The sequence below is a fragment of the Pseudomonas sp. 10B238 genome, from assembly GCF_000970615.1.
Taxonomy (GTDB): domain Bacteria; phylum Pseudomonadota; class Gammaproteobacteria; order Pseudomonadales; family Pseudomonadaceae; genus Stutzerimonas.
In genome coordinates, this window is sequence record NZ_KQ033933.1 from 41,843 (window position 1) to 61,359 (window position 19,517).

Sequence of the window (19,517 nt, forward strand, 5' to 3'; positions counted from 1 at the left end):
ACTAACGAAAGCCTCGCCGCTCGCGAATCAGGCCGTAGGCATGGTGCAGTTCGCGGGTCCGCTCGGTTGCCTCGCGCACCTCGATGGCGGTTGCGCCGGCACCGGCCTGCTTGTCCGGGTGGTGCTTGCTGAGCAGGCGCCGATAGGCCCTTTTGATGGCCTGCGGCTCGCTGTCGGCACGGACTCCCAGCAACCGCAATGCCTGCTCGTAGGCCCCACCGGGGTTGCTCGGCGCGCCCTGGCGGCGCCCCCCTTGCTGGTCCAGCGCCGCCACGGCCACCGAATCCCAGCCCATCCACTTGCCCCAGAGCATGATCAACTCATGCTCACGCGCATTGATCTGCCCCTGTGCCCTGGCCATGCGCCAGCAGGCTTGCAGGAGCGCCTTCGCTTCATCCTGCCGCCCCCTTAATCTTTGCAAGGGCTCGCGTAGTCCGTCCCCACTGGATTTGCCACGGTAAAAGGCATCGATCGCCATGCGTTGTTGAGGCGCGGTCAATTGGAGCCGGCGCATCTCACTGCGGGCGGCCTGGATGTGTGCCTCGCTGATACGCCCGCTGCTTTTCGCCAAGCGTCCGAGCAGGAAAAACAGCAAGTCGTTGCCCTGAATCAGCGGTTTGACCCTTGATAGCAGTTGGCGAACACTCGCCCAGGAGTCGAGCCCGAAGCGACGATCCAGCACCTGCCCGATCAGTGCACCCAACAGGGCGCCCGGAATGCTCGCCAGCAGCCACCCTGCAAGTGCGCCTAGAAACGTGATTGGCCAGAACATTCAGCGCTGTGCCTCAAGCGTGCGCTCGACTTCAGCCAGACGCTCATGCGTCCCAACGTCAATCCAGCGTCCGCGATAATGCTCACCGCTCAGCTTGCCAACAGCCATCGCCTGGCGCAGCAGTGGCGCAAGTTTGAACGCACCGGCACTGCACCCAGAAAACAATTGCGGGCTGAGTACGGCGATGCCGCTGTAGGTCAGCGTCGCAGTGTCCCCGTCGCCAATGCAGCCGTCGATCAAGCTGAAATCACCTTTGAGGTTATGCGCTGGATTGTCCACCAGCACCAAATGCGCCAAGCCTTTGAGTGGCCGCTTCAGCGCACCAAAGTCATAGTCGGTCCAGATATCGCCATTGACCACGATAAAAGGCTCCGCCCCCAGCAGCGGTAAAGCACGATGAATCCCCCCGCCGGTCTCCAGTGGCTCGCCCTCGGCTGAGTACTGAATGCGAACGCCCAAACGCCGACCGTCACCGAGGTACGCCTCGATCTGTTCACCCAGCCAGGCATGATTGATCACCAGCTCATCGATACCGGCCTCGGCCAGCGCCCGGATGTGGTACTCGATCAGCGGCACGCCTCGCGCGCGGACCAGCGGTTTGGGTGTGTGCAAGGTCAGGGGCCGGAGGCGCTCGCCCTTTCCCGCCGCCAAGATCATCGCCTTCATGATGCGACGGGCGCCTGCGGCAACCCTTGCAGGAGCCGCTTGAGATCGGCCAGTTCAGGACGGCGCTTCAGCACGGTGTCGAGATAAGCGAAAAAGCGCGGCACGTCGCTCAGGTAGCGTGGTTTGCCGTCACGGTGACAGATTCGCGCAAAGATACCGATGACCTTGAGGTGGCGCTGCAGGCCCATCAGATCGCTGGCGCGATGAAACTCGGCGAAGCTCTCCTGCACCGGTATCCCGCGCGCGCGCGCGGAATCCCAGTAACCCTGCAGCCAGCCAAGCACCCGCTCTTCCGGCCAACTGAGAAAGGCATCCTTGAACAGCGAGGTTATGTCGTAGGTGACCGGGCCATTCACAGCGTCCTGAAAATCCAGTACACCGGGGTTCGGCTCGCTGAGCATCAGATTGCGTGGCATATAGTCGCGATGCACCAGCACTGTTGGCTGAGCCAGCGCCGAGTCGATCAGCACACGGCAGGTTTGGTCCCACAGCTGTTGCTCATCCGCAGTGAAGCTGTGGCCCAGATGCCGTTGCACATACCACTCAGGGAATAGCTGCAGCTCGCGGCGCAGCAGGGCTTCGTCATAGGAAGGCAGTGCTGCTTGGTTGGCATTGGCCTGGAACGTCAGCAGCGCCGAAATGGCGTCAGCGAAGAGTGCGTCAGCATTATCGCCGTCGATCACGTCCAGGTAGGTCTGCCGACCCAGATCGCTGAGCAGCAAGAAGCCCCGCTCGAGGTCGGCCGCGAGGATTTCGGGCACATGCACGCCAGCCTCGGCCAGTATTGCCGCTATGTTAACGAACGGCTGGCAGTCCTCCTGGGGCGGTGGCGCGTCCATCAGGATAAAGCTGTGCTGCCCTGCCTCCCATCGAAAGTAACGACGAAAGCTGGCATCACTACTGGCAGCAACCAGCGACACCTCGGGCACTTCGCCCCAGCCGCGACGAGCAAAAAGCGCGTTTAGATGGGGCTCCAGCCAGGCGTTGAGGTCCAGCAGACGTTGATCAGGTTGCGGCATATCAGGGGCTCTCCACGGCGCTAGCCGATAAGCGGGTCATGCTTTATTATCCAGCATCTTTTTCAGCCCATCGAGAGGCGTGCGGCCCAGCCCGGCCGATGGCTCGCCGCAAGCACGGACCAAAAAACAAGATGGCAGTCAAATATCCCGCTTTTCGTAAAAAATTCCCTCTATTGGTAACTGGCGGCTTGCTCGCACTGCAACCTGTAACGGCGCCCATGGTCATCGCAGCCGAACAGTTCGCCTGCCAACCAGGCGCCGACGGGGGTTGGAATTGCGCAGCGGATGCCGCCAGCCCGGCCCTGCCACCGCGTCCGACTCATCGTGGCACGTCTACTGGCGAGACCACTAGCGCTAAGCCCAGCGCCAGCAAGGCCGAGCGCCAGGCGGCCACCACCAAACTGGTCACCGAAAGCAAGGGCCGGGCACTGGCCTCGCGCAGCGCCGATTACAGCCATCTGGACTGGGTGCCGCGCGATCAGCTGACCAATGCACAGCTGGCCGAGACAGGTCCTTACTGTGCCGGTACCTATGTTGAACCAAACCGCCCCGGTCAGTTCGACGACACGCCGATGAGCGAGGCACCGACCTACGTATCGGCCAAAGCAACCCGTTACGAGCAGCAGCAGGAAATCGCCACGCTGGCCGGCGACGTGGTACTTCGCCAGGGCAGCATCCAGGCCGAAGCCGACGAGGCGAGCCTGTACCAGCTGGAGAACCGCGGCGAGCTGAAAGGCAATGTCCGTCTGCGTGACGGCGGCGCACTGATGGTCGGTGACCGCGCTGAACTGTTCCTCGACACAGGTGAAGCGCAGGTCGAAAACGCCGAATACGTGGTTCACGAAGGCAAGGTCCGCGGCAGTGCACTGTATGCCAAGCGTACCGAGGACGCGATCATCCGCCTCAAGGACGGGACCTATACCCGCTGCGAACCCGGCGATAACGACTGGTATCTGCAAGGCAACAACGTCACCCTCAACCCGGCCACCGGCTTCGGCTCGGCAACCAACGTCACGCTGCGGGTCAAGGGTGTTCCGGTGTTCTATACGCCTTACATCTATTTCCCGATTGATGACCGCCGTCAGTCCGGCTTCCTGGCGCCGAGCATCAGCTCCTCCAGCGATACGGGTTTGTCGCTGATCACACCGTACTATTTCAACCTGGCGCCGAATTTCGACGCCACGCTTTACCCGAATTACATGACCGATCGCGGCCTGCTAATGGAAGGTGAGTTCCGTTACCTGACCCGTCGCAGCGAAGGCCAGTTTGGCGCCGCCTACCTGGATGACAGCAACGACGAGCGCAAGCTGCAGTCTGAGTACGAGGATCAGCGCTGGATGTACAGCTGGCAACACCGTACCGGCCTGGACACGCGCTGGCTGGCGGAAGTCGATTACACCGACATCAGCGATCCCTACTACTTCCAGGATTTTGACACCCAGCTGGGCATCGATCAGCCGGATCACCTAGACCAGCGCGGCAGCCTGACTTACCGCGCGCCGTCCTACACGGCTCAACTGAACGTGCACGCTTACGAGCGAGCAACCATTGCCGACATCACACCCTACGAGCGCCTGCCGCAGCTGACGTTGAACGGCGCATTGCCGTTCCAGCCAGGTGGGTTGCGGTTCGCTTACGACACCGAGTTCGTCAGCTTCCAGCGCAGCCTGCGCAATGGTTACTTCACCGACCAATATGGCAACACCGGCACGCCGGAGCAGCTGTGGTACGACGCCCGTCTTAGCGGTCTGACTCGAGCGGAAGGCGAGCGTCTGCACCTTGAGCCCGGCGTTAGTCTGCCGCTCGATTGGAGCTGGGGCTTCGTCCGGCCATCGCTGAAATACGCGTACACCAAGTACGACCTGACGCTGGATAATACAGGCCGTCGCCAGGTGAGCGACTTCAACGACTCGCCTGATCGCAGCGTACCGATCTTCAGCGTCGATAGCGGACTGTACTTCGACCGCGACACTCAGTGGTTCGGCAAGAACTACCGTCAGACCCTCGAACCGCGGATGTTCTACCTGTACGTACCGGAAGAAGACCAGGATGACATTCCTGTGTTCGATACCGGTGAAAACACCTTCAGCTACTCTTCGCTGTGGCGTGAAAACCGCTTCTCCGGCAGGGACCGTATAGGCGATGCCAACCAGCTCTCGCTAGGCGTGACCAATCGCTGGATCGAGCCGAACGGGCTGGAGCGTCAGCGCTTGAGCGTTGGCCAGATCATCTACTTCCGCGACCGCGAAGTGCAGCTGCCGAATCTTGAGGATCGTCCAGGCTCGACATCGGACGTATCGCCATATGCCCTTGAGTATCTCTATCGCTACAACCGCGATTGGCACTTCACCTCGACGTTTAACTGGGATCCGGACGAAGGCCGCACCCAATCAGGCAGCGCCATGTTCCACTACCAGCCGGCTAACAATCCGCGAAAAATCGTCAACTTCGGCTACCGCTATCGGAACGACACGGTGCGATTCGACCAAGCCACCGGCGAGTGGGCCTATGGTGGCGACTACGGCGTACCAGGCACGCCTGAGTACATCGAGGATTATTACAAGATCAACCAGCACGATATCTCCACTATTTGGCCGATCCTGCCGCAGTGGAGCGTGATCGCACGCTGGCAGCACGACTACAGCCGCAACCGGACACTGGAGGCCTTCGGTGGCTTCGAATACGACAATTGCTGCTGGAAACTGCGCCTGATCAACCGCTACTGGATCGATTACGACGAAACCAGTCTCAACCCATCGCAGAACGATGAGCCGGACAACGGCATCTTCCTGCAAATCGTCCTCAAGGGACTCGGCGGCGTGTTCGGCAGCTCGACCGAGACATTCCTCGACGAAGGCATACAAGGTTACCGTGAACGTGAAGATCAAGCTTTCTGATTATTTGCGCCCCCTGCTGGCGGGCGCCCTATTGCTGGGCAGCGCGACTGCTATCCTGTCCGCGTCGGCCGAGGTTCGACAGCTCGACCGTATCGTCGCGATCGTGGACAACGACGTGATCATGCAAAGCCAGCTGGACCAACGGACCCGCGAAGTACAGCAGACCATCGAGAAACGCGGCGCGGAAATGCCGCCCGCAGACGTTATGCAGCAACAGGTGCTGGAACGGCTGATCACCGAAAATCTGCAGCTGCAGATCGGTGAACGTTCGGGCATCCGTATTTCCGATGAAGAGCTGAACCAGGCGATGAGCACCATCGCCCAGCGCAACAACATGACCCTGGACCAGTTCCGCGCGGCCCTTGAGCGTGACGGCCTGAGTCTCGACACCGCTCGTGAGCAGATTCGCCGCGAAATGGTTATCAGCCGGGTGCGCCAGCGCAGAATCGCCGAGCGAGTTCAGGTATCGAATCAAGAGGTGGAAAACTTCCTGGCTTCCGATCTCGGCAAATTGCAGCTATCAGAAGAATACCGACTGGCCAATATCCTGATCCCTGTGCCGGAGTCCGCTGATTCGGCGACGATCCAGGCGGCTGAAAAAACCGCGATGGATACCTATCAGCAACTTCAGCAAGGCGCCGACTTCGCCAAACTGGCTGTCTCGCGTTCGGCCAGTGAAAACGCACTGGAAGGCGGCGACATGGGCTGGCGCAAGGCCGCTCAGCTGCCACCGCCATTCGATACCGAAGTCAGCAGCATGTCGGTCGGCGACGTCACCCGGCCGGTGCGTACCCCGCCGGGCTTCATCCTGCTAAAAGTGCTCGACAAGCGGGGCGGTGATACTCAGGTACGCGACGAGGTCCATGTTCGCCACATTCTGATCAAGCCGAGTCAAATCCGCAGCGAAGAAGAAAGTCGACGTCTGATCCAGCGACTGCGTGACCGCATCCAGGCCGGCGAGAGCTTTGCCGATCTGGCGAAGAACTTCTCCGAAGACCCAGGCTCGGCGCTGAACGGCGGTGACCTCAACTGGATCGACCCAAGCTCGCTGGTTCCGGAGTTCCGTGAAGTCATGGCCAACACGGCCAGTGGACAGCTGTCCGAAGCCTTCAAGACGCCGTATGGCTGGCACATCTTGGAAGTGCTCGGACGCCGCGCCACCGATGCCAGCGAAGAGTTCCGCGAGCAGCAGGCCCTGTCTTTGCTGCGCAACCGTAAGTACGAAGAAGAGCTGCAAAACTGGCTACGCCAGATTCGCGACGAAGCCTACGTCGAGATCAAGCTCTGATTTCGCGTTGAGTTGCCCATAAGCGACGCCTCAGCGGGCCGGCCAATCGGCCGGCCCGCTTCACTTCATCAGCTCAAAGGCCTAGAGATGACCACCAAACGTTTCGCCCTGACGTCCGGCGAGCCCGCCGGTATTGGTCCGGACCTCTGCTTGCTTCTCGCACGCGATAGCCACCCTCACGCCTTGGTCGCCATCGCCAGTTCCGAGCTGCTACGCACCCGAGCAGCCGAGCTTGGACTGGACATCACGGTGATCGACGCCGCCCCGGGCAGCTGGCCGAACCAGCCGGCACCCGCCAACAGCCTGTATGTCTGGGACACGCCGCTCGCTGCGCCGGTCATAAGCGGCCAGCTCAACCCGGCGAACGCAGACTATGTGCTAGCGACGCTGACACGCGCCGGTAACGGATGCCTTGATGGCAGCTTTGCCGGCATGATCACTGCGCCGGTGCACAAGGGCGTCATCAACGAGGCAGGCATCTCGTTTTCAGGACACACCGAATTTCTCGCGGAGCTGACCGGCACAGAGCAGGTCGTCATGATGCTGGCCACGCGTGGGTTACGGGTTGCACTGGTCACCACCCATCTGCCGCTCAAGGAGGTGCCGGCAGCCATCACTGCCAAGCGGCTGCAGCGTGTGACGCGCATATTGCACAACGACCTGGTGACAAAATTCGGCATTGCCCATCCCCGGATTCTGGTCTGCGGGCTCAACCCACATGCTGGCGAGGGCGGACATTTGGGCCGCGAGGAAATCGAGGTCATCGAGCCAACGTTGGAAATCCTGCGACGCGACGGGCTCGACCTGATCGGCCCACTACCGGCTGATACAGTGTTCACGCCTAAACACCTCGAACACTGCGACGCGGTGCTGGCGATGTACCACGATCAGGGGCTGCCGGTGCTCAAGTACAAGGGCTTTGGCGCAGCCGTCAACGTCACGCTGGGGCTGCCGATCGTACGCACCTCGGTCGATCACGGCACCGCCCTGGACCTTGCAGGCACTGGCCGAATCGACACCGGCAGCCTGCAAGTCGCGCTGGAAACGGCGTATGAGATGAGCGGCAGCTAAAAGCAGCACGCAGCACAAGCCCTGTTCGGGCGTAAGGCATACACCTGAAACACATCGGCGTGGCGGCCGCAGCCTGCCGAGCAGGGGCCGAACAGCGGTCTCGAGTCGGCAAACAACCGCTTCCGGACTTTCCAGCGTGCCTCCGAACCGCAATGGCCCGCGGCGGGGGCACTCGCCTCAGCTACCGCAGCTGCTAAACTGCGGGCCTTTTCGCTCCCAGCTGCAGGCTTCACGCTTCAGCTGCTCCTGAGACTGCTGTATATGTCCGAGAACTACCAACACCGCGCGCGCAAGCGTTTCGGCCAGAATTTCCTTCACGATGCGGGCGTGATCCATCGCATCCTGCGTGCCATCCATGCCAAGCCGGGCGAGCGGATCGTCGAGATCGGGCCGGGCCAGGGCGCCCTGACCGAAGGCCTGCTAGACAGCGGCGCGCACCTCGACGTGGTCGAACTGGACCTGGACCTGATTCCGATCCTGCAACAGAAATTTGCCGACCGCGAGAACTTCGCCCTGAACCAGGGCGATGCGCTGAAATTCGACTTCGCCCAGTTAAGCTCGGAGCCAAACAGCCTGCGCATCGTTGGCAACCTGCCGTACAACATCTCCACGCCGCTGATCTTTCACCTGCTCGATCACGCCAGCCTGATCCGCGATATGCATTTCATGCTGCAGAAGGAAGTGGTCGAGCGCCTTGCCGCAGAGCCAGGTGGTGGCGACTGGGGGCGGCTGTCAATCATGGTGCAGTACCACTGCCGCGTCGAACATCTGTTTAACGTGGGTCCTGGTGCTTTCAATCCGGCGCCAAAAGTCGATTCAGCCATCGTGCGTCTGGTCCCGCACGAGGTGTTGCCGCATCCTGCGCGGGATCACCGGCAGCTGGAGACCGTGGTTCGCCAGGCCTTCAACCAGCGTCGCAAGACCTTGCGCAACACGCTCAAAGGGTTGCTGGACGCGGACGCCATTGCCGCCGCCGACGTCGATGGTAGCCTGCGTCCGGAACAGCTGGACCTCGCCGCGTTCGTAAGACTATCGGATCAATTATTTGCCCGCGGCTGAAAGCGACCTACGCGAAGGAGCACACCATGCCTGAAGACCTCCGCTACCGGATCGACGTCAATGTCCGCCCGGCTTACCTCGCAGACCAGTCACAGCCAGACCAAAACCGTTTTGCCTTTGCCTACACCGTAACCATCGAAAACAAGGGCGAGCTCACAGCGCAGTTGCTGTCACGCCACTGGATCATCACTGATGGGGACGGTCAGGTGCAGGAAGTGCGCGGCGAAGGCGTGGTGGGTGAGCAGCCGGTACTAGCGCCCGGCCATCGCCATGTCTACACCAGCGCCACGCTGATGGCCTCACGCGTCGGCACGATGCAGGGCAGTTATCAAATGCTTGCCGAGGACGGGCACCGCTTCGATGCCACGATAGCGCCGTTTCGGCTGGCGGTACCGGGAGCCCTGCATTGACTACCTATGCTGTCGGCGACCTGCAAGGTTGCCTCGAACCCTTGCTCTGTCTTCTCAAACAAGTTGACTTCAGCCCATCACGCGACTGCCTGTGGCTGGCTGGCGACTTGGTCAACCGCGGCCCACAATCGCTGGAAGCATTGCGCTTCGCGCGAGACCTGGGCAGTTCGGGTGTCACCGTTCTGGGTAATCATGACTTGCATCTGCTGGCCGTCACGCACAAGGTCGAGCGGCTGAAGAAGTCCGACACGCTCCAGCCGATCCTCGATGCGCCCGACCGAGCCGACCTGATCTTCTGGCTGCGTCAGCAGAAACTGGTCCACCACGATGCCGAACGCCAGGTCACCATGGTTCATGCCGGCATCCCACCGCAATGGACACTAAGCAAATCCCTGCGCCGTGCGGCCGAGGTCGAACAGGCGCTTCGCGATGACGCCATGCTGCAACCCTTCCTCGACGGCATGTACGGTAACCAGCCGGCCAAGTGGAGCAAGGAGCTGCACGGCATCCCTAGGTTGCGTCTGATCACCAACTATTTCACCCGGATGCGCTTCTGCAAAGCTGACGGCACCCTCGATCTCGAAGCCAAAGAAGGCCTCGACTCAGCACCCGCCGGATTCGCGCCCTGGTTCAGCCACCCCACTCGGAAAACCCGCGGCGAAAAGATCATTTTCGGCCACTGGGCCGCGCTGGAAGGCAATTGCGACGAGCCGAACGTCTACGCGCTGGACACCGGCTGCGTATGGGGCAACTCCATGACACTGATGGATGTGGACAGCAACGAACTGTACAGCTGCGACTGTGAGGCCAAGCCATGACCGAGTTCAAACGTATTTCACCCGAGCAGGCGCAGTCGCTGCGCAGTGAAGGCGGCGTGATCGTCGACATCCGCGACCCGAACAGCTTCGCCAATGGTCACGTTACCGGCTCGACACATCTGGACAACCAATCCTTGCCAGACTTCATCGCTACCGCTGATCTCGACCAACCGCTGATAGTCGTCTGCTACCACGGCAACTCCAGCCAGAGCGCAGCCGCCTATCTGGTAGGCCAGGGTTTTTCAGACGTCTACAGCCTAGACGGCGGATTTGAGCTTTGGCGACAAGCGTTTCCGCAAGAGACTGAACAAGGCGATCCCGCCTAAAAAAATCACGCCCGCCTAGGCCGCAGATAATGCGGCCTTGAGCCTCCCTTCCGACGAAACGCAGCGGCAAAAACACCTCTCCTCCCTTGAACTTGCCGAATCCGAACTATCCTTCAGTGCAGGCCATCCAAACAGGTGGAAGCCGTGCAGCGGCTACCGGGCCTCAGTTTCGACCATCAGGTGTTCGGGGGAACTCCACAGGCCGGTAAGGCGGCCGTACCTGAATGCATGATGACAACACCGGCTCCGAGCATCGTCCGAGGTGAAGTCAATGAGCATTTTCAGCCATTTCCAGCAACGATTCGAAGCAACCCGTCAGGAAGAGTATTCGCTTCAGGAATACCTCGACCTGTGCAAGGAAGACCGGGGAACCTACGCAACAGCAGCCGAACGCCTGTTGATGGCGATTGGCGAGCCCGAACTGATCGACACTTCTGCCGACTCGCGACTTTCTCGGATTTTCTCCAACAAAGTCATCCGCCGGTATCCCGCCTTTGAAGACTTCCACGGAATGGAAGATTGCATCGACCAGATCGTTTCCTATTTCCGCCACGCCGCGCAGGGCCTGGAGGAGAAGAAGCAGATCCTCTATCTACTCGGCCCGGTGGGCGGCGGTAAGTCATCGCTCGCCGAGAAGCTCAAGCAACTGATGGAGCGAGTACCCTTTTATGCAATCAAGGGCTCGCCAGTGTTCGAATCGCCCCTGGGGTTGTTCAACCCGGCTGAAGATGCACAGATCCTCGAAGAGGATTACGGCATTCCCCGTCGCTACCTCAGCTCGATCATGTCCCCCTGGGCCACCAAGCGACTGCAGGAGTTCGGCGGCGACATCAGCCAGTTCCGCGTGGTCAAGCTCTATCCCTCGATCCTCAATCAGATCGCAGTGGCCAAGACCGAGCCGGGCGATGAGAACAACCAGGACATCTCGGCGCTGGTGGGCAAGGTCGATATCCGCAAGCTCGAGGAATTTCCACAGAACGACGCCGACGCCTACAGCTACTCAGGCGCGCTGTGCCGCGCCAACCAGGGCATGATGGAGTTCGTCGAAATGTTCAAGGCACCGATTAAGGTGCTGCATCCGCTGCTGACCGCCACCCAGGAAGGCAACTACAACAGCACCGAAGGGCTCGGTGCGATTCCCTACAACGGCATACTGCTGGCCCACTCGAACGAGTCGGAATGGCATACCTTCCGCAACAATAAGAACAACGAAGCCTTCATCGACCGAATCTACATCGTCAAGGTGCCGTACTGCCTGCGGGTGAGCGACGAGATCAAGATCTACGACAAGCTGCTGTTCAACAGCTCGCTGTCGAAAGCCCACTGCGCGCCCGATACGCTGAAGATGCTGGCACAGTTCTCAGTGCTGAGCCGCCTGAAGGAGCCGGAAAACTCCAACATCTACTCCAAGATGCGGGTCTACGACGGCGAGAACCTCAAGGACACTGACCCCAAGGCCAAGTCGATGCAGGAATATCGCGATACGGCCGGGGTCGACGAGGGCATGAATGGGCTTTCCACCCGCTTCGCCTTCAAGATCCTGTCCAAGGTGTTCAACTTCGATCCCCATGAAATCGCCGCGAACCCGGTGCATCTCCTTTACGTGCTGGAGCAGCAGATCGAGCAGGAGCAATTCCCAGCCGAGGTGCGCGAGCGGTATCTGCGCTTTATCAAGGAGTACCTGGCGCCGCGCTACGTCGACTTCATCGGCAAGGAAATCCAGACCGCTTACCTCGAGTCCTACAGCGAGTACGGCCAGAACATCTTTGACCGTTACGTGCTCTATGCGGATTTCTGGATTCAAGATCAGGAATACCGGGACCCGGAAACCGGCGAGATACTCAACCGTATGGCGCTCAACGAAGAGCTGGAAAAGATCGAGAAGCCAGCCGGTATCAGCAATCCGAAGGACTTCCGTAACGAGATCGTCAACTTCGTGTTGCGTGCCCGCGCCAACAACAACGGCAAGAATCCGTCCTGGCTCAGCTACGAGAAGCTGCGCGTGGTGATCGAGAAGAAAATGTTCTCCAACACTGAGGATCTGCTGCCGGTCATCAGCTTCAACGCCAAGGCCAGCAAGGAAGATCAGAAAAAGCACAACGACTTCGTCGTGCGCATGGTCGAGCGCGGCTACACCGAGAAGCAGGTTCGCCTGCTCTCGGAATGGTATCTGCGCGTACGTAAATCGCAGTAAGAGCAGCTGGGGGTTTGGAGCCGGAGCTGGAAGCCAAAGCAGCACGCTTCCGGCTCGCGGCTCGCGACTTCCAGCTCAGCCCGGAGGGCTCGTATGAGTTACGTGATCGACCGCCGTCTGAACGGCAAAAACAAGAGCACGGTCAATCGCCAGCGCTTCTTGCAGCGATACCGAGGACACATCAAAAAAGCCGTGGAGGAGGCCGTTGGACGCCGCTCCATTACCGACATGGAACACGGCGAACAGATCAGTATTCCCGGCCGAGATACCGATGAGCCGATCCTTCACCACGGTCGCGGCGGTCGGCAAACCATCGTTCATCCCGGAAACAAGGAGTTCATTGCCGGTGAGCGCATCCCTCGCCCACAAGGCGGTGGTGGTGGCCAAGGGGCTGGCCAGGCGAGCAACAGCGGCGAAGGCATGGACGACTTCGTGTTCCAGATTACCCAGGAAGAATTCCTCGACTTCATGTTCGAGGATCTGGAACTGCCCAACCTGGTCAAACGCCATCTGACCGGCACCGATACCTTCAAGACCGTCCGCGCCGGGATCAGCAACGAGGGCAATCCGTCTCGGATCAATATCGTTCGCACGTTGCGCTCGGCCCATGCGCGACGCATTGCCCTGTCGGGTAGCAGCCGCGCCAAGCTGCGCGAGGTCAAGGCCGAACTGGCGCGTCTCAAGCTGGAAGAACCCGCCAATTTCACTGACATCCAGGCGGCTGAAGAGGAGATCGAACGACTCAGCGCGCGCATTCATCGCGTGCCTTTTCTGGACACTTTCGACCTCAAGTACAACCTGCTGGTCAAGCATCCCAACCCAAGCTCGAAAGCGGTGATGTTTTGCCTGATGGACGTGTCCGGGTCGATGACCCAGGCCACCAAGGACATCGCCAAGCGCTTCTTCATCCTGCTGTACCTGTTCCTCAAGCGGAACTACGACAAGATCGAGGTGGTGTTCATCCGCCATCACACCAGCGCTAAGGAAGTCGACGAGGAGGAGTTCTTCTACTCCCGCGAAACCGGCGGCACCATCGTCTCCAGTGCGCTGAAAATGATGCAGGAGATCATGGCCGAACGGTATCCGGCCAACGAGTGGAACATCTATGCCGCGCAAGCTTCCGACGGTGATAACTGGAACGACGACTCGCCGGTATGCCGGGACATTCTGATCAACCAGATCATGCCGTTCGTCCAGTACTTCTCCTACGTCGAAATCACCCCTCGCGAACATCAGGCTCTGTGGTACGAATACAACCAAGTGGCCGAGGCCTTCGGCGACTCGTTCGCCCAGCAGCAGCTGGTGACAGCGGGGGACATTTATCCGGTGTTCCGCGAGCTATTCCAGCGGCGCATGGCTAGCTGAGGTAAGCAGCATGAAACGACAGCCCATTTCCACCGGCTCGGAATGGACCTTCGATCTAATCCGTACCTACGACCGTGAGATCGGCCGCATCGCCGAGCGCTATGCGCTGGATACCTACCCCAACCAGATCGAGGTAATCACTGCCGAGCAGATGATGGATGCGTATGCCTCCGTAGGCATGCCGCTGGGCTACCACCACTGGTCTTACGGTAAGCATTTCCTAAGCACAGAAAAATCCTATACCCGTGGGCAGATGGGCCTGGCGTACGAGATCGTGATCAATTCCGATCCTTGCATCGCCTACCTCATGGAAGAGAACACCATCACCATGCAGGCGCTGGTGATCGCCCACGCCAGTTACGGCCACAACAGCTTTTTCAAAGGCAACTACCTGTTCCGCACCTGGACCGACGCCAGCTCGATCATCGATTACCTGGTATTTGCCAAGCAATACATCATGCAGTGCGAGGAGCGCCACGGCATCGACGCGGTGGAGGACCTGCTCGATTCCTGCCACGCCCTGATGAACTACGGCGTCGACCGCTACAAGCGTCCCTACCCGATTTCAGCCGAGGAAGAGCGGCGGCGGCAGAAGGATCGAGAAGAGCACCTACAGAAACAGATCAATGATCTCTGGAGAACCATTCCCAAGCTTGGCGATAAAGGGGACGAGCGCCAGCAGAACCTTCGTTTCCCGGCCGAGCCACAGGAAAACATCCTCTACTTCGTCGAGAAGCACGCGCCGCTGCTGGAGCCCTGGCAGCGCGAAGTGGTGAGGATCGTGCGCAAGATTGCGCAGTACTTCTACCCGCAGCGCCAGACGCAGGTGATGAACGAAGGCTGGGCAACCTTCTGGCACTACACGCTGATCAACGACCTGTACGACGAAGGACTGGTGACCGATGGCTTCATGATCGAGTTTCTTCAGTCCCACACCAGCGTGATCTATCAGCCCGGCTTCGACAGCCCTTACTACAGCGGCATCAACCCCTACACACTGGGCTTTGCGATGTACCAGGACATTCGCCGGATTTGCGAGCACCCCACCGAGGAAGACAAACACTGGTTCCCGGATATCGCCGGCAGCGACTGGCTCACCACGGTCAAGTTCGCAATGAACAACTTCAAGGATGAGAGCTTCATCCTGCAATTCCTTTCACCCAAGGTTATCCGCGACCTCAAACTGTTCAGCATCCTCGACGACGATCGCAAGGATGAACTGCTGGTCCCCGCCATCCATGATGAAAATGGCTATCACGCCATCCGCGAACTGCTTGCAGCCCAATACAACCTCGGCAATCGCGAACCCAACGTGCAGGTCTGGAGCGTCGATCGCCGCGGTGATCGCTCGCTGACCCTGCGCCACCAGCAGCACGACCGCAAACCCTTGGGCGGCTCCACCGACGAGGTCCTCAAACACCTGCATCGGCTCTGGGGGTTCGATGTGCACCTGCAATCGATGCAGGATGACAAGCTGATCGCCACGCACCACATGCCGCCGAGAGTCGACACTGACGTTGAGGCCAAATACCCCGGTATGAATCTGGCGCTGCCACCCATCTGACGATTACACGCCACTTCAGAGCGGATCCCCGAGAGCAGTCGCAGCTTGCTGCTTCGGGGCATTCGTTTATCCTCCGCCGCAATGGAGGACTGCATGCGAATCTATAAAGTCGGCGGAGCGGTACGTGACCGGTTGCTGGGGCGCCCTGTGACCGAGGTGGACTGGGTGGTCGTCGGCTCCAGTGCCGAAGAGATGCAGGCCAAAGGTTTTCGCCCGGTGGGCGCAGATTTCCCTGTGTTCCTCCATCCGGTCACTGGCGAGGAATACGCACTGGCCCGCACCGAGCGCAAAAGCGGTCGCGGTTACGGCGGGTTCACCTTCTATGCCAGCCCCGAAGTGACTCTCGAAGAAGACCTGATCCGCCGCGATCTGACCATCAACGCCATGGCCGAGGATGAGCAGGGCCAGCTGATCGATCCCTACGGCGGCCAGGCCGACCTCGCCGCTCGCCAGCTCAGGCACGTATCCCCCGCCTTCGCCGAAGATCCTTTAAGGGTGTTGCGCGTGGCGCGCTTTGCCGCGCGTTATGCCGAGCTCGGCTTTGGCGTGGCGCCTGAAACCCAGGTACTGATGCGCCAGCTCGCGGAATCGGGTGAGCTACTGGCCCTGACACCGGAACGCAGCTGGAAGGAAATCGCCCGCGCGCTGATGGAGCCTCGCCCTGACGTCTTCATACAAGTCTTACGCGACTGCGGCGCCTTGAAGGAGCTGTTTCCGGAAATCGACCGGCTATTCGACGAGACGTTACCGCTCGAGGATGGTACCCAGGCCGGCAAACACACACTCGAGGTGCTACACAGATGCGCCGCTCATGCTCAGCCCCTAACAGTGCGTTGGGCCTGTCTACTGATGCCGCTGGGACAGACAGCTGACCTCGATGCGCCGAGTTCGGAAACAGCCAAAACATCGCCAATTGACATCGTCAGCACGCGTTACAAAGTGCCGCGGGACTGCCAGGAGTTGGCCAGACTGGTCGGCGAATTCTACTCGCTCGGCCATCAGGCCATGTCACTGCCGGCGCAGACGTTGTTCGAGTTGCTGCAGCATTTCGACATTTACCGCCGCCCGGAACGCTTCGAGCAGTTCGTCGCCTGCTGCGCTATGGACGCGCAGAGCGGTCACGAGGGGCACGCCTATCCGCAGGCCGAATACCTGCGCGGAGCCGCCGAGCATGCCTGCGCGGTACAGGTGAAGCCACTCATTGAACAGGGTCACAAGGGCGCAGAACTAGGAGAGGCACTCAAACGCGAACGGCTGGAGGCTGTCCACCAATATCAACGCCTCCATCAAGGCAACGCCAACTGATCAGCGCTTGTCGTGTTGCGACGCGAGGAACCCGCGCTCCTCGCAAGGCGACGTCAGCGCGGGTCCGCGGCGGACAACAACGACGCTGGCGTCAACTCCTCGCCTTTCCACTGAAAACGCACCGGCCACAGCTGCTGCTCGATGACCGATTCCCGCCACAATTCAGCGAAGCACCGCCCGGCTTCGGGATGCATCACCTCCGGCGAAAGCAATGCCAGTGGCCAGAGCACGAAAGCGTTTTTCAGCGTCTCCGGCCGCGGCAGTTGCAATCCATGAAAATTGCCCTGCAGATCGCCATACATCAGCACATCGATATCCAGCGGTAGACCTTTGCGATCCGGCGCGTAGCGTCCGTTATCCGCTTCGATGAACTTGAGCCGTCGGTCCAGCTCCATCAACGGCAACTCGGTGCTACCGGACACCACGAGGTTGTAGAAATGGTCACCCTTGTAGCCCACCGCAAGGCTTTCAAAAACGGGTGAACAGCGCATGTCTCCGAGCAGCTTTTCCAGCGCATCGAGACCGGCAGCCAGATTCCGCTCACGGCGGTTATTGCTGCCGAGCCCCAGCAGTACGCGAGTCAGAGGCATCCGCGTTCGATCTCCACACCCAACGCTTTTGCGCGCGGGTTGACGCCCGGTTTGGTCACCCGTAGCCGCAACCATGGAATGCCGAACTCACTCATCAGGGAAGCAGCCAGGCGTTCGGCAAAGGTTTCTACCAGCTCGAAGCGTGACGTTTGAGCGAAACGATCAATGGAGGCAGTCACTTCGGCGTAGTCCAACGCTTTATCCAGTTCGTCGTTCTGGGCGGCGGGACGGATGTCCCAGCCGAGGGTCAGATCCAGCCGCAAGCATTGTCGAATGCCGCGCTCCCACTCATAGGCGCCGATCAGCGTATCCACTTCCAGCCCTTCGATGAAAACTGTATCCACGCAACGTTCTCCCTCGGCACGACAACTTCATGACAGGCCGTTAGACTCAGGAGCTCCTTGCCCCGGATGAATGCCATGTTCTGGCAATTAGCACTGCTCGCCTATCTGACCGGCTCGCTTTCATTCGCCATTCTACTCAGTCGCCTGACCGGCGCACCCGATCCACGCGCCGGCGGTTCCGGCAATCCCGGCGCCACCAATATGCTGCGACTGGCCGGCAGAGGCCTGGCCATCAGCACCCTGTTCGGTGATTTGCTCAAAGGCCTACTGCCGGTGCTGCTTGCCGCCGCACTGGGCCTGACGATCGAGCAACAAGCCTGGATCGGCCTTGCCGCAGTATTGGGCCACTCATATCCGCTGTACTTCCGCTTTCGTGGGGGCAAAGGCGTGGCCACCGCCGCTGGCGTCTTGCTTGGCCTGCATCCCGCAACGGCATTGCTGGCGCTGCTCATCTGGCTGGCTGTTTTCACGTTGTCACGCACCAGTTCACTGGCCGCACTGGTCGCACTACCGCTCTGCCTGCCCCTTCTTGCCTGGATGCAACCTACGGCGCTCTGGCCTATGGCATTGTTGGCCGCGCTCATCGCCTGGCGTCACCGTAACAACCTGCGCGACCTGTCTAAAGGCAGAGAGCGACATTTTTAAGCTAACCGGCGTCAAATTGCCGGAAGCGTTTCCATTGGCCAGCGCGCCTGTACCGATATCTCGGGACCATCCTGCTGACCCGCCAGCAAACGCTGGCAGCCGGCGTAGGCAATCATCGCCCCATTGTCGGTACAGAAACGCGGACGGGCATAGAACACCCGCCCCTTCAGCTCGGCGAGCATCGTCTCCAGGCTCTGGCGCAATGCCGTATTGGCGCTCACACCACCGGCGATGACCAGACTATTCAACCCCGTCTGCAGCAGAGCACGTCGACATTTGATGGTCAGCGTATCGACAACGGCTTGCTGAAAAGCCAGCGCGATATCACAGCGGGTCTGCTCACCGTCGTCGCCGGTGCTCTGACGTTGCTGCCAAGTCGTCAGGGTGGATGTCTTGAGGCCGCTGAAACTGAAATCCAGCCCGGGCCGATCTGTCATTGGTCGGGGAAAAGTGAACCGACCCGGCGTGCCGCGCTCGGCAAGCGCTGCGATTTCCGGACCGCCCGGATAGCGCAGCCCCATCAGTTTGGCCGTCTTGTCGAACGCCTCGCCAGCGGCGTCGTCCACCGACTCGCCCAGCAGTTCATAGCGTCCAATGCCATCTACTCGAACCAATTGGGTATGCCCACCGGAAACCAGCAACGCGACGAAGGGAAACGCCGGCGGTTGCTCTTCAAGCATCGGCGCCAGCAGATGTCCTTCCATATGGTGCACGCCGATTGCCGGCACACCCCAGGCAAGCGCCATCGCCTGTGCGCAAGAAGCGCCAACCAGTAGCGCGCCCACCAGGCCGGGGCCGGCCGTATACGCCACCGCGTCGATCTGGCTGGATTCGCGGCCGGCCTCTTCGAGCACCTGACGAATCAGCGGCAGCATCCGCTTGACATGATCACGCGACGCCAACTCTGGCACCACGCCTCCATAGACGCGGTGCAGATCGATCTGACTGAACAGCGCGTCGGCCAACAGGCCGTGTTCGCTGTCATACAGTGCGACACCGGTCTCGTCACATGAAGTTTCCAGCCCCAGAACCAGCATGGGCACGACCTTTCCTAAGAAGCGAATGAAGCCGCGCATATTAATCGCCGGTGCCAGCGACCGACCAGCGCTTTTCGATAAGGGGCTTTGCATTCCACGCGGCAAGGCGTTAACATCCGCAACCCTTAAAACCAGCGTGCTCGCGAT

18 protein-coding genes are annotated in these 19,517 nt (G+C 60.2%); 12 read left to right on the forward strand and 6 right to left on the reverse strand.

Annotated features, from left to right (window positions below):
• Nucleotide 1 precedes the first annotated feature (1 nt).
• From RT21_RS11770 to RT21_RS11780, 3 genes are read right to left on the reverse strand one after another with little or no spacing between them, the layout of a single operon-like run.
• A complete protein-coding gene (locus tag RT21_RS11770) occupies nt 2–772 on the reverse strand; it encodes a DnaJ domain-containing protein (protein ID WP_046162871.1) in 771 nt (256 codons plus the stop codon).
• The gene (murU, locus tag RT21_RS11775) at nt 773–1,438 is read right to left on the reverse strand and encodes an N-acetylmuramate alpha-1-phosphate uridylyltransferase MurU (RefSeq protein ID WP_046162872.1); all 666 of its coding nucleotides are present in this window, start codon (nt 1,436–1,438) and stop codon (nt 773–775) included. It abuts the gene before it with no gap.
• A complete protein-coding gene (locus RT21_RS11780; protein WP_046162873.1) occupies nt 1,435–2,457 on the reverse strand; it encodes an aminoglycoside phosphotransferase family protein in 1,023 nt (340 codons plus the stop codon). Before RT21_RS11780 ends, murU begins: the two co-directional genes overlap by 4 nt.
• Before the next feature lie 131 nt (nt 2,458–2,588).
• On the opposite strand from RT21_RS11780, the gene RT21_RS11785 reads away from it, so the two are divergent.
• The 11 genes from RT21_RS11785 to RT21_RS11835 all read left to right on the forward strand — a co-directional run bounded on the left by RT21_RS11785 (nt 2,589) and on the right by RT21_RS11835 (nt 16,754).
• Nucleotides 2,589–5,354: an LPS-assembly protein LptD gene (locus RT21_RS11785; protein WP_046163051.1), complete on the forward strand. Its 2,766-nt coding sequence runs from the start codon at nt 2,589–2,591 to the stop codon at nt 5,352–5,354.
• Nucleotides 5,335–6,642: a peptidylprolyl isomerase gene (locus RT21_RS11790; RefSeq protein ID WP_046163052.1), complete on the forward strand. Its 1,308-nt coding sequence runs from the start codon at nt 5,335–5,337 to the stop codon at nt 6,640–6,642. Before RT21_RS11785 ends, RT21_RS11790 begins: the two co-directional genes overlap by 20 nt.
• 87 nt (nt 6,643–6,729) lie before the next feature.
• On the forward strand, nt 6,730–7,713 hold the full coding sequence (gene pdxA, locus RT21_RS11795; RefSeq protein ID WP_046162874.1) for a 4-hydroxythreonine-4-phosphate dehydrogenase PdxA: 984 nt from the start codon (nt 6,730–6,732) through the stop codon (nt 7,711–7,713).
• Between the two features lie 261 nt (nt 7,714–7,974).
• Nucleotides 7,975–8,772, forward strand: a complete 798-nt coding sequence (gene rsmA, locus RT21_RS11800) for a 16S rRNA (adenine(1518)-N(6)/adenine(1519)-N(6))-dimethyltransferase RsmA (RefSeq protein ID WP_045430698.1) — start codon at nt 7,975–7,977, stop codon at nt 8,770–8,772.
• 26 nt (nt 8,773–8,798) lie between these two features.
• Entirely contained in the window at nt 8,799–9,182 is a 384-nt protein-coding gene (apaG, locus tag RT21_RS11805) for a Co2+/Mg2+ efflux protein ApaG (protein ID WP_046162875.1), read from the forward strand.
• The gene (locus tag RT21_RS11810) at nt 9,179–10,000 is read left to right on the forward strand and encodes a symmetrical bis(5'-nucleosyl)-tetraphosphatase (protein WP_046162876.1); all 822 of its coding nucleotides are present in this window, start codon (nt 9,179–9,181) and stop codon (nt 9,998–10,000) included. The genes apaG and RT21_RS11810 overlap by 4 nt, the downstream gene beginning before the upstream one ends.
• The gene (gene glpE / locus RT21_RS11815) at nt 9,997–10,326 is read left to right on the forward strand and encodes a thiosulfate sulfurtransferase GlpE (RefSeq protein WP_045430702.1); all 330 of its coding nucleotides are present in this window, start codon (nt 9,997–9,999) and stop codon (nt 10,324–10,326) included. The genes RT21_RS11810 and glpE overlap by 4 nt, the downstream gene beginning before the upstream one ends.
• A 271-nt stretch (nt 10,327–10,597) precedes the next feature.
• A complete protein-coding gene (locus RT21_RS11820; RefSeq protein ID WP_045430704.1) occupies nt 10,598–12,520 on the forward strand; it encodes a PrkA family serine protein kinase in 1,923 nt (640 codons plus the stop codon).
• Nucleotides 12,521–12,613: 93 nt separating this feature from the next.
• Nucleotides 12,614–13,885 (forward strand): YeaH/YhbH family protein, encoded by a 1,272-nt coding sequence (locus RT21_RS11825; protein ID WP_046162877.1) that lies wholly within the window; start codon nt 12,614–12,616, stop codon nt 13,883–13,885.
• A gap of 10 nt (nt 13,886–13,895) precedes the next feature.
• Entirely contained in the window at nt 13,896–15,449 is a 1,554-nt protein-coding gene (locus RT21_RS11830) for a SpoVR family protein (RefSeq protein ID WP_046162878.1), read from the forward strand.
• A 93-nt stretch (nt 15,450–15,542) separates the two neighbouring features.
• Nucleotides 15,543–16,754 (forward strand): multifunctional CCA addition/repair protein, encoded by a 1,212-nt coding sequence (locus RT21_RS11835; RefSeq protein ID WP_046162879.1) that lies wholly within the window; start codon nt 15,543–15,545, stop codon nt 16,752–16,754.
• 53 nt (nt 16,755–16,807) lie between these two features.
• Here RT21_RS11835 and folK read toward each other — a convergent pair whose 3' ends face one another.
• Together folK and folB are read right to left on the reverse strand one after the other, a co-directional pair.
• Complete coding sequence (folK, locus tag RT21_RS11840) at nt 16,808–17,344, reverse strand: 2-amino-4-hydroxy-6-hydroxymethyldihydropteridine diphosphokinase (protein WP_046162880.1); 537 nt, start codon at nt 17,342–17,344, stop codon at nt 16,808–16,810.
• The gene (gene folB / locus RT21_RS11845; protein WP_046162881.1) at nt 17,335–17,688 is read right to left on the reverse strand and encodes a dihydroneopterin aldolase; all 354 of its coding nucleotides are present in this window, start codon (nt 17,686–17,688) and stop codon (nt 17,335–17,337) included. The genes folK and folB overlap by 10 nt, the downstream gene beginning before the upstream one ends.
• Before the next feature lie 75 nt (nt 17,689–17,763).
• Here folB and plsY point away from each other — a divergent pair, with 75 nt between their 5' ends.
• A complete protein-coding gene (gene plsY / locus RT21_RS11850; protein ID WP_046163053.1) occupies nt 17,764–18,333 on the forward strand; it encodes a glycerol-3-phosphate 1-O-acyltransferase PlsY in 570 nt (189 codons plus the stop codon).
• An 11-nt stretch (nt 18,334–18,344) separates the two neighbouring features.
• Here plsY and tsaD read toward each other — a convergent pair whose 3' ends face one another.
• Nucleotides 18,345–19,370, reverse strand: a complete 1,026-nt coding sequence (gene tsaD / locus RT21_RS11855; RefSeq protein ID WP_046163054.1) for a tRNA (adenosine(37)-N6)-threonylcarbamoyltransferase complex transferase subunit TsaD — start codon at nt 19,368–19,370, stop codon at nt 18,345–18,347.
• Nucleotides 19,371–19,517: the final 147 nt, after the last annotated feature.